This window comes from Nonomuraea sp. K271 (assembly GCF_009908215.1).
Lineage (GTDB): Bacteria > Actinomycetota > Actinomycetes > Streptosporangiales > Streptosporangiaceae > Nonomuraea > Nonomuraea longispora.
On record NZ_JAAAHR010000054.1, the window covers coordinates 38,908 to 49,134 of the forward strand.

The 10,227-nt window shown below is 68.9% G+C and carries 9 protein-coding genes; 1 reads left to right on the forward strand and 8 read right to left on the reverse strand.

Annotated features, from left to right (window positions below; all coding sequences use genetic code 11):
• Window positions 1-74: 74 nt before the first annotated feature.
• The 4 genes from pafA to prcB all read right to left on the reverse strand — a co-directional run bounded on the left by pafA (window position 75) and on the right by prcB (window position 4,126).
• The gene (pafA, locus tag GUY59_RS20170; protein WP_103962987.1) at window positions 75-1,433 is read right to left on the reverse strand and encodes a Pup--protein ligase; all 1,359 of its coding nucleotides are present in this window, start codon (window positions 1,431-1,433) and stop codon (window positions 75-77) included.
• 148 nt (window positions 1,434-1,581) lie between these two features.
• Window positions 1,582-2,103 (reverse strand): hypothetical protein, encoded by a 522-nt coding sequence (locus tag GUY59_RS20175; RefSeq protein WP_236667323.1) that lies wholly within the window; start codon window positions 2,101-2,103, stop codon window positions 1,582-1,584.
• Between the two features lie 364 nt (window positions 2,104-2,467).
• On the reverse strand, window positions 2,468-3,256 hold the full coding sequence (prcA, locus tag GUY59_RS20180) for a proteasome subunit alpha (RefSeq protein ID WP_132332263.1): 789 nt from the start codon (window positions 3,254-3,256) through the stop codon (window positions 2,468-2,470).
• Between the two features lie 21 nt (window positions 3,257-3,277).
• Window positions 3,278-4,126 carry a proteasome subunit beta gene (gene prcB, locus GUY59_RS20185; protein WP_132332264.1) on the reverse strand — a complete coding sequence of 283 codons (849 nt, stop codon included), beginning with the start codon at window positions 4,124-4,126 and terminating at the stop codon, window positions 3,278-3,280.
• A 202-nt stretch (window positions 4,127-4,328) separates the two neighbouring features.
• On the opposite strand from prcB, the gene GUY59_RS20190 reads away from it, so the two are divergent.
• On the forward strand, window positions 4,329-5,402 hold the full coding sequence (locus tag GUY59_RS20190) for a DNA polymerase IV (RefSeq protein ID WP_138199178.1): 1,074 nt from the start codon (window positions 4,329-4,331) through the stop codon (window positions 5,400-5,402).
• Window positions 5,403-5,659: 257 nt separating this feature from the next.
• Here GUY59_RS20190 and GUY59_RS20195 read toward each other — a convergent pair whose 3' ends face one another.
• The 4 genes from GUY59_RS20195 to GUY59_RS20210 form a co-directional block, all read right to left on the reverse strand.
• A complete protein-coding gene (locus GUY59_RS20195; RefSeq protein WP_132332266.1) occupies window positions 5,660-5,869 on the reverse strand; it encodes a ubiquitin-like protein Pup in 210 nt (69 codons plus the stop codon).
• 377 nt (window positions 5,870-6,246) lie between these two features.
• Window positions 6,247-7,761, reverse strand: a complete 1,515-nt coding sequence (gene dop, locus GUY59_RS20200; protein ID WP_138199179.1) for a depupylase/deamidase Dop — start codon at window positions 7,759-7,761, stop codon at window positions 6,247-6,249.
• Window positions 7,762-7,847: 86 nt separating this feature from the next.
• Complete coding sequence (locus tag GUY59_RS20205) at window positions 7,848-8,927, reverse strand: acyltransferase family protein (RefSeq protein ID WP_201761096.1); 1,080 nt, start codon at window positions 8,925-8,927, stop codon at window positions 7,848-7,850.
• A 67-nt stretch (window positions 8,928-8,994) separates the two neighbouring features.
• Complete coding sequence (locus GUY59_RS20210) at window positions 8,995-10,110, reverse strand: pyridoxal-phosphate dependent enzyme (RefSeq protein ID WP_201761097.1); 1,116 nt, start codon at window positions 10,108-10,110, stop codon at window positions 8,995-8,997.
• Between the last annotated feature and the right edge of the window lie 117 nt (window positions 10,111-10,227).

Below are 10,227 nucleotides of genomic sequence, written 5' to 3' on the forward strand. Positions count from 1 at the left end.
ACGTCAGATTCGCGTCACACTACCCGACATTCAGGTAGGGCCGGGGTAAACGCGGCGCCACGCTCTGGCACGGGCTACATGCCGGCGATGAGCTTGTCGACCCGCTCGTCCACGCTGCGGAACGGGTCCTTGCACAACACCGTGCGCTGCGCCTGGTCGTTGAGCTTGAGATGCACCCAGTCGACGGTGAAGTCGCGCCGCTTCTCCTGAGCCTTGCGGATGAACTCTCCGCGCAGCCGGGCCCGCGTCGTCTGCGGCGGCACCGACTTGGCCTCGAAGATCTTCAGGTCGGACGCCACCCGCTCCACCGAGCCGCGTTTCTGCAGCAGGTAGAACAGGCCGCGCTTACGGTGCACGTCGTGGTAGGCGAGGTCGAGCTGCGCCACCCGCGGCGAGGACAGCGGCAGGTCGTACTTCTTGCGGTAGCGCTCGATCAGCTGGTATTTCGTCACCCAGTCGATCTCCCGCGACACCAGGTCGAGGTTGCCCGTGTCGACCGCGTGCAGGGTGCGCTCCCACAACTCCAGCACCCGGTGGGCGATGGCGTCGCCGCCGCGGCGATCGACGAAGTCCTTTGCCTTCGACAGGTATTCCTGCTGGATCTCCAGGCTGGAGGCCTCGCGCCCGTTGGCCAGGCGCACCCTGCGCCTGCCCGTCATGTCGTGAGAGACCTCGCGGATCGCCCTGATCGGGTTCTCCAGCGACAGGTCACGCATGACCGTGCCCGACTCGATCATGCGCAGCACCAGGTCGGTGGCGCCGACCTTGAGCAACATCGTGGTCTCGCTCATGTTGGAGTCGCCCACGATGACGTGTAGCCGGCGGAACCGCTCGGCGTCGGCATGGGGCTCGTCGCGGGTGTTGATGATGGGCCTGGACCGGGTGGTGGCGCTCGAGACGCCCTCCCAGATGTGTTCGGCCCGCTGCGAGACGCAGTAGACGGCCCCGCGCGGCGTCTGCAGCACCTTGCCGGCCCCGCACACGATCTGCCGCGTCACCAGGAACGGGATCAGCACGTCGGCCAGCCGCCCGAACTCCCCGTGCCTGCCCACCAGATAGTTCTCGTGGCAGCCGTAGGAGTTGCCGGCCGAGTCGGTGTTGTTCTTGAACAGATAGATGTCACCGGCGATGCCCTCTTCGCGCAGCCGCTTCTCAGCGTCCACGAGCAGGCCCTCGAGTATGCGCTCGCCCGCCTTGTCGTGGGTGACGAGCTCGATGACGTTGTCACACTCAGGTGTTGCGTATTCAGGGTGGCTGCCCACGTCGAGGTAGAGACGTGCGCCGTTGCGGAGGAAGACGTTGCTCGATCGGCCCCAGGACACGACCCGCCGGAACAAGTAGCGCGCGACCTCGTCCGGCGACAGCCTGCGCTGTCCCCTGAACGTGCAGGTCACGCCGTACTCGTTCTCCAGCCCGAAGATGCGACGATCCATCACCTCACACTATGCCCACGGATCGGCATGCGGGAGAGATCTTCGCAGGTGTTTTCCCGTGCCGGCCTCATCCGGCGCCCCGTTGACCGGGCGTTTACGGCGTTCGTCCCGCGCCCGCCCCCCGGGGGCGCGGATCACGCGGCGCAGGTCAAGGGGTGTAAATCTCCTGCACCTTGACGATCCGCCCCTTGTGCACGGTGATCAGCGAAGGGTGCGGATTCGTGCCGTGACGCTTGATCAGCGCCGCCCTGGAGCAGCTCTTCGCGCCGAGCCCCGTCTTCCTGCTGACCGTCAGGTTCGACATCGTGGCCTTGCACCCGTACGCCGACAGGAACACCACGTTCTTCGCGATCGGCGAGGCGTAGGCACCCACATGCCCCTCGCGCGGGGCGACGAAGTTCCCCGGGGTGTGGCTGCCCTTCTTCCACCTGATGGGCACGTACTCCGCCGTGCCCCCGCGCACGCCGGTGATCCAGCCGCGCAGGGTGCCGTTGCGGCGGGAGTGGATTCCCTTGGTGAAGTCATGCTTCGGGTCGGGCTGGAAGGTCGTGCCGAAGATCTTGGGCGCCTTGTACCTGGGATAGGCGGCCGCGTCGGCCGCACCGCCGGAGGTCAGCACCACAGCCGCGGCTGCCCCGGCCGCGAGGATGCCGCGCAGGCAAGTGTTCATGCAACGTAAGATCATTGGTTACCCTCCGGAGTTCGCCCAAATCAGTGTGAAACACATCACACACTTCTGTGCCGCCTCCATCGCGGTTTCCGGACGAGCGAACGACCTCGGGTGCAGGGAGCCCGTCCCGCGTGAGGGCCGATCGCGTACGTGAGGCGCGGTCACTGGACCCCCGACGCCGGCCACCGCCTTACGAAGCCGGACCGGTGGCACAGCATGTCACTGGCGTCCCCCATCGGTCACCGGCAAAGGCCCTGGACGCAGCACGCCGCCTAGCCCACCGGCCCCCTCACCGCGACGTAACGGCCACAGGCCGCCCGGCGGCGGGGACCCCGTCGTGGTGGGGCCCCCGCGGGAACCGCCGTTACAGCGGCGAGGAGCCGTCGTCCACGTCGCCGTCCGGACCCGTGGGCGGGGGTGTGTCCTTGCCCTCGCCAGCCGGAGGCGTGGGCTCGGAGGCGGGTGGGGTGGTCGTCTGGGCGAGCAGGCGCTCCAGCCGCGCCCCCGTCAGCCGGAGGAACTTACGGTGCTCGCGGTTGCGGTCGAGCACCGCCACCTCAAGCTGCGCCACCGGCGGGCGCTCGCCGCCCGGCTCGGTGAGCGCCGTCAGCGCCACCTCCAGCGCGTCGGCCAGCGACATCGACTCGCGGTAGTGTTCCTTCAGCCGCGACGACACCGCCTCGGCCTGGCCGCCCATGGCCGCGAAGCCGTGCTCGTCGAAGACCGACCCGTCGAACGTGAGCCGGTAGATGGCGTCGCCGTCCTTCGTCTCGCCCACCTCGGCGACGACGACCTCCACCTCGAGCGACTTGATCGACTCGGTGAAGATGCGGCCCAGGTTGGAGGCGTAGAGGTTGGCCAGGCCGCGCCCGGTCACGTCGGAGCGGTCGTAGGTGTAGCCGTTGATGTCGGCGTAGCGGATGCCGCCGAGCCGCAGCTCCTCGAACTCGTTGTAGCGTCCGACCGCGGCGAAGCCGATGCGGTCGTAGATCTCGCTGATCTTGTGCAGCGCCCGCGACGGGTTGGGCGCCACGAACAGGATGCCGTCGACGTACTGCAGCACGACGACGGACCGGCCCCGCGCGATGCCCTTGCGCGCGTAGTCGGCCTTGTCCCGCATGATCTGCTCAGGGGACGCATATCCAAAAGGCATGGACACGTGCGGTGGTCCTTTCTAGCGCAGCGGGGCGATGGGGCCGTCGGGCGAGATCAAGCGGGCTTCGAGCATCTGCTCCACGTAGGAGGAGACCTGCTCGTCGGTCAGGCGGCGGAAACCGTCGGCGTCGATCACCGTCACGATCGGCCAGATCTTCCTGCTCACGTCGGGCCCACCGGTGGCCGAGTCGTCGTCGGCCGCGTCGTAGAGGGCCTGGATGAGCGTCATCACCATGTCGTCGGAGGAGGCGCCGTCGCGGTAGAGCTTCTTCAGCGACCCGCGCGCGAAGATGGAACCGGACCCGATCGCGTCGAAGCGCTCCCGCTCGTAGGGGCCGCCCGCCACGTCGTAGCTGAAGATGCGGCCTTCGTCCTTGTCGGGGTCGTAGGCGGCGAACAGCGGCACCACCACCAGCCCCTGCATCGCCATGGCGAGGTTGCCCCTGATCATGGTCGCCAGCCGGTTGGCCTTGCCGGCCACCGACATCGTGCGGCCCTCGAGCTTCTCGTAGTGCTCCAGCTCGACGCGGTAGAGGCGGGCGAACTCGAGGCCCGTGCTGGCCGTGCCCGCGATGCCCATGCACGAGTAGTCGTCGGCGCGGAACACCTTCTCCACGTCGCGCTGGGAGATGATGTTGCCCGACGTCGCCCGCCGGTCACCTGCCATGATCACGCCGCCGGCGAAGGTGGCGGCCACGATCGTGGTCGCGTGCGGGACCTGATCGCCGATCGGGGTGGCGAGAACCTCATCTCGCTGTGGCAGCAACTCGGGCGCATATGAGCTGACAAACTCCGTGAACGAGGAATTCCCCGTGTTCCGGAAAAGGTGGTTCACCAAGCCGACGGGCAGATCCCTGTGCGATGCCACGCGACTCCCTCCAAACGTCAGTGTTCCTAGGGCGACCCTACTCATGTTGGGTTGCTGTCTGCACTTCCCACGATCAGCTAACGGCGAACCATCTTGCGCGGGAGCCACTGACGTACCGGCTGAACCCCCCAAACCCGACACCCGCCCACGGGTCGTGCCCCGCGCGGCGACCGTCACGAACCCACCGGCCATACTGGACAGCATGGCCACCAGGTCCGCCCGGGACTGGATCCTGCACGTCGACCTCGACCAGTTCATCGCCGCGGTCGAGCTGCTGCGCCACCCCGAGCTGCGCGGCAGGCCCGTCGTCGTGGGCGGCACCGGCGACCCCACCCGTCCCCGCACCGTGGCGGCCACCGCCACCTACGAAGCCCGCGCCCACGGCGTCCACTCCGGCATGCCGCTGCGCACCGCACAGAGACGTTGCCCGGAAGCGATCTTCCTGCCCAGCGACCCGCCGGCCTACGAGGCCGCCTCGCGGGAGGTGATGGCCGTGCTGCGCGAGTTTCCCGTACGCGTGGAGGTCTGGGGCTGGGACGAGGCCTTCGTCGGCGCCGCCACCGACGATCCCGAGGCGCTCGCGGCGGACCTCCAGCGCGCCGTGCTCGCCCGCACCGGGCTGACCTGCTCCGTCGGCATCGGCGGCAACAAACACCAGGCCAAGCTCGCCTCGGCCTTCGCCAAGCCGGCGGGGGTGCACCGGCTCACCAGCGACAACTGGGCCGAGACCATGAATCACCGCTCCACCGACGCGCTGTGGGGCATCGGCGCCAAGACCGCCAGTAAGCTCGCCGCTCAGGGCGTGCACACCGTCGCCGAGTTGGCCGCGGCCGACCCTGCCGAGCTCGCCCGTCATTTCGGCCCCACCAACGGCCCCTGGCTGCGCTATCTCGCCCTCGGCAAGGGCGAGGCCGAGGTCGTCACCACACCGTGGATCGCCCGCGGCCACAGCCGCGAAACCACCTTCGAACACGACCTCACCGACAGGACCGACATCGCCCACCACGTCGCGACGCTCGCCGGGCGCGTCGCGCAGGACACCATCGCCGCCGGCCGCCAGGCGACCCGCGTCATCGTCAAGGTGCGCTACACGCCTTTTCTCACCCGCACCCGCCAGGCCACACTTCCCGCCGCAACGACCGATCCGGCCGCCATCACCCGGACGGCCCTCACCGTGCTCGGCCGCTTCGATCTCGACCGCCCCGTGCGCCTCCTCGGCGTCGCGGTCGACTATGCCATGCCGGACGACCAGCCCACCCTCGACCACCTGGACTAGAGAACAGCCCCGAGCCCCCGTGCCGCGCGAGAGCGGCGCCGTGCTCGCCCTGACGGGCGAGCACGCGCTCGCAGTCGTCCTGGTGGTGCCGTGACGGTAGGCAAGCGGGTGGCCGCCGAAGAGGACCTTGCCACGCGCCCGACGGGGCTGCGCTGGATGAGCCCGGACCGGGCGAGGGCCATGCCTCACCACAGTCCGGGCAGGTCGTCGTTCGGTCCGGCGCTTCCACCCGAATCATCCCTTAACGTGCTTTGGTCCTACTCCCCACCCTTTTGGACATAGCTGCGTACGAATTCCTCAGCGTTCTCTTCGAGAACTTCGTCTATCTCATCCAGGATCGAGTCGACATCGTCCGTGAGCTTCTCCTGCCGCTCCTGAACGTCCGGCGCCGCCGAGGCCTCGGTCTCCTCAACTTCGGCCTCGCGCCGACCGGCCTGCTTCTGGCCGCCGGTGTCCTTGGTTGCCATGTCCTACCTCCGTCTGGGGGACTGCCTCTCCTGCATATCTTCCCCGAACCGGGCGACATTTCGCGCCGATCATCCAGCGATCTTGCGGGGTTGACCAGATAGTAGAGCTACCCGACAACGGGACGACCGCTCCCATGGGAGGTTGAGATGTCCCCTTTGTCCTCAAGTATGGCCGATGTGCTTCTCATCACAGTCTCCCAGCTCGCCTTCAGCGGAAGTCTCTGCTACGGAACGTTCCAGGCTACCCCGGCCCTTCGCGGGCGGGTGTGCCGGCGCTGTTCGCCCCGGTGGCGATGGCGTACGTGGGACCAGGACGGCCCGCGCGCACCCCGGGGCCCGGCGTGGGCCCACCATGAGCAGGCCGGCACGATGCGTGGTCAGTCGCCGCCGGTGAGCGCGGCGACGAGGTCGGCGGCCGTGCGGCAGCGGTCGAAGAGCTCACCGACGTGGGCCTTGGTGCCGCGCAGCGGCTCAAGGGTCGGCACTCGCTGCAGCGACTCCCTGCCCGGGATGTCGAAGATGACGGAGTCCCAGGAGGCGGCGGCGACGGCTTCGCTGTACTGGCTCAGACAGCGGCCGCGGAAGTAGGCCCGGGTGTCGGTGGGCGGGTGCTCGACGGCGCGCTGCACCTCCTCCTCGGTGACGAGGCGCTGCATGCGCCCGCGGGCCACGAGGCGGTTGTAGAGGCCACGGTCGGGACGGATGTCGGAGTATTGCAGGTCGACGAGCTGGAGCCTGGGGTGGGACCAGGCGAGGCCGTCACGACTGCGGTAGCCCTCGAGGAGTTCGAGCTTGGCGACCCAGTCGAGCTCGCCGGCGAGCTGCATCGGGTCCTCGGCGAGGCGGGTGAGCACGGACTCCCAGCGGTCGAGGATGTCCTTGTTCATCTCGTCGTGGGCGGTGCCGCGTTCCTCGACGTATTTGCGGGCCTGCTCCAGGTATTCCATCTGGAGCTGGATCGCGGTGAGCTTGCGGCCGTCACGCATGGGGATCTCGTAGCGGCAGCCGGGGTCGTGCGAGACCGCCCGCAGCGCCTGCACGGGATTGTCGATCGCGAGGTCGCGGGTGAGGAAGCCGTCCTCGATCATGGCGAGGACGAGCGCGGTGGACCCGAGCTTGAGGTAGGTCGAGATCTCCGACATGTTGGCATCGCCGATGATCACGTGCAGCCGGCGGTATTTCTCGGGGTCGGCGTGCGGTTCGTCCCGGGTGTTGATGATGGGCCGCTTGAGCGTGGTCTCGAGCCCGACCTCGACCTCGAAGAAGTCGGCCCGCTGGCTGATCTGGAAGCCTTCGCCGCGGGAGTCCTGACCGATGCCGACCTTGCCGGCGCCGACGACGACCTGCCGGGAGACGAAGAACGGGGTGAGGTGCCTGACGATGTCGGCGAAAGGAGTGGCCCGCCGCATCAGATAGTTCTCGTGGCAGCCGTAGGAGGCGCCTTTGGCGTCGGTGTTGTTCTTGTAGAGCTGGATCGGGGCGTTGGACGGAATGGCCGACGCCCTGGTCGCCGCGTCGTACATGACCCGCTCGCCCGCTTTATCCCAGATAACCGCGGCCCGCGGGTTGGTGCATTCGGGTGCGCTGTACTCCGGATGGGCGTGGTCGACGTAGAGCCGGGCGCCGTTGGTGAGGATGACGTTGGCCAGGCCGAGGTCCTCGTCGGTGAGCTGGGTGGGGTCGGCCACCTCCCGGGCAAGGTCGAACCCGCGCGCGTCGCGCAGAGGGTTCTCCTCCTCGAAGTCCCACCGTGCCCTGCGCGCGCGGGCCGCCGAGGCGGCCAGATAGGCGTTCACGACCTGTGAGGAGGTCACCATCGCGTTGGCGCCTGGCTGACCAGGTACGGAAATGCCGTACTCGGTCTCGATGCCCATCACCCGACGCACCGTCATGCAACACCCTCTGTTCGTCCGGGTCTGTCTATCCGCCGTTTATATGCCCGAGCCTATGCCCTTCACAGTGCCCCGAGGCCACAAGGTTATGGCACCGACGCCTTTTCAACCTGTACGGCGGGAGCTGACGCGGTATGCGGTGCCTTGCGCGGCTTGAGAAGTCGCTGGACAGGACGTTCGGCAAAGGCATGGACGAGATAGGACAGGAGAATCGCGACCAGCGTCGCGGTCACGGCGACGGCCCAGGGGGGCAGGCCCTCGACGAGCACGGGGATGAGGGCCACCGCGACCACACCATGGAACAGGTAAAGCGGGTAAGTGACCCCGCCCAGCGCGGTGAGCGCCCGCGACGGCCTGAGCCTGAGCAGGCCGAGGGCGACCAGGGCCATCACGGCGAAGATCAGGGTGATGGTGATGATGACGCTGACGTCGGTGACGGGCATGTTCTTGAAGCCGGCGGCCTCGACGCGGCTGTGCACCCGCCCGAGCGCGGCGTTGATCGACAGGCCGTACCCGCCGGCCACGTACAACCAGGGCAGCCAGGCGCTGCCGTGTTTGTGAATGAGGTACAGGGACATGCCGGCCACGAAGTAGGGGGCGTAGCGCGGCATCACGATCTCGTCGAGCAGGTCGTTGCCGAGCAGTTCCGCGCCGAGCGCCGCGGCCAGCCAGACGCCCGCGAAGACCAGCACGCGCCGGTACGTCACGCCGATGATCACGAGGACGGCCATCAGCAGGTAGAACCGGAGTTCGGCCCAGAGCGACCAGTAGACGCCGCCGGCGTCGGTGACCTTGAACAGCCGCTGGAGCATGGTGGCGTTCACCAGGTATTCGCCTGGTGAAAGTTTTGGGTTGAGCGCCTTGGCGCCGGTGATCGCGTAGAGGGCGGCGACGGAGCCGAGGCTGAGCCAGTACGCGGGATAGAGCCGGACGAACCGGGACCTCGCGAAGCCGCCGAGCCCGCGGCCCCAGACGGTCATCAAGATGACGAAACCGCTGATGATGAAGAACAGCTCGACACCCAGGATGCCTAACCCCGCGATGGGCGCCAGCGCCGGGAACAGCTCGGCGGGCCTGTCCCCCCAGACGGAGGCGTACGCGACGAGGTAGTGGAAGGCGACGACGGCCAGGGCGGCGATGAATCGCAGGAGGTCGAGTTCGGCCAACCGGCCGTCCCCCCGGACATGCTTCGGCCGGTTGGGTGAGTGCACGCCCCTTTGACGTAGTTGTCGATCATTTCGGTTCCACCGGTCCCTCTGTTCCCACGAGCAACACGTGTGAGCGGTCGCCGACGCCGAGCGCGTCGCGGGAGGCGTCGCCGAGTTCGAGCAGCCCGGCGGCCCCGGCGGCGCCGCACGGCGACAGGGCCACCCCGTGCCCGGACAGGAGCCGTACCGCGGCGTCCGCCTGCTCGTCGGTGATCGTCATGTAGAGGTCGGCGAGGTGGGACAGCAGGCGGTGGGCCATGAGGGAGGGTTCGAGGCAGTCGAGCCGGCCGAGCGTGGTGTGCCCACCCGTGACGCGGACGGGCTTGCCCGCGCGGGCGCTCTCCAGCAGGCAGGGCGCCCCCTCTGGCTCGACGACCACGACCTTGGGCCGCTCGCCCCAGCGGTCGCGTACGTACGCCGCCGCAGCGGCGGCCAGCCCGCCCACCCCCGCCTGCACGAACACGTGCGTGGGCGCCTCCAGGGCCCCGGCCGGGCCGTTCACGGGGCCGTGAACGGAGCTCCCGATCGTCTGAGGTCCGGCGGGTTCCGCAGAGAACCGCAGCGCGCCGGGGTCGGAGAGTTCGTCGAACAGGACCGTGTAGCCGCGCATGACGTCCAGCGGGACGGCGGTGTAGCCCTCCCACGAACTGTCGGAGACCAGGCGCCACCCGTGCTCCTCGGCGGCGCGCAGCGCGGCGGCCATGCTGTCGTCGTAGTGGCGGCCGCTGCGCCGCACCTCCGCGCCCAGCGCGCGCAGCCGCCGCTCGAACGCCGAGGGTACGTCGTCGCTCAGATAGATCACGCACGGCACCCCGGCCTCCGCCGCTCCGGCGGCCACCGATATGCCGTGGTTGCCGGCGCTGGCGCACACGAACGGAGGCCCTTCCGGCTCGCGTTCGGCCATCAGGCGCACGGCGTAGGCGCCGCCGAGCGCCTTGAAGCTGCCCAGCCCCATGCGCAGGCTCTCGTCCTTGATGTGCACGGCGGCCGTTCCCGCGAACCCGCGGACGGTGTGGACGGGCGTCGGCCGGTAACCGCGCCGCCCGGCGAAACGGGCGCGCGCCTGGCGGGCGTGCCCGGCTCCGATGAGCGCGCGATCCTGGGCGGTGTACGGGGCGCGTGCGGGGTTGAGGTACTCCACGATCGCCATGCTAGGTGGGGCCCGCGCTTTTCACCGGCAGGAGACCCGCCTCGACGGCTCAGGCCGATCCCCTCGCCGGGGCGGCCGCAGATGCGGGAGGGCCGCGCGGTCTCCCGC

What these genes read in the sequence shown, in the direction of transcription:
- pafA (WP_103962987.1), bottom strand. Translation starts at nt 1,433, where the DNA reads ATGGATCGTCGCATCTTCGGGCTGGAGAACGAGTACGGCGTGACCTGC.
- GUY59_RS20175 (WP_236667323.1), bottom strand. Translation starts at nt 2,103, where the DNA reads ATGAACACTTGCCTGCGCGGCATCCTCGCGGCCGGGGCAGCCGCGGCT.
- prcA (WP_132332263.1), bottom strand. Translation starts at nt 3,256, where the DNA reads ATGCCTTTTGGATATGCGTCCCCTGAGCAGATCATGCGGGACAAGGCC.
- GUY59_RS20190 (WP_138199178.1), top strand. Translation starts at nt 4,329, where the DNA reads ATGGCCACCAGGTCCGCCCGGGACTGGATCCTGCACGTCGACCTCGAC.
- GUY59_RS20195 (WP_132332266.1), bottom strand. Translation starts at nt 5,869, where the DNA reads ATGGCAACCAAGGACACCGGCGGCCAGAAGCAGGCCGGTCGGCGCGAG.
- dop (WP_138199179.1), bottom strand. Translation starts at nt 7,761, where the DNA reads ATGACGGTGCGTCGGGTGATGGGCATCGAGACCGAGTACGGCATTTCC.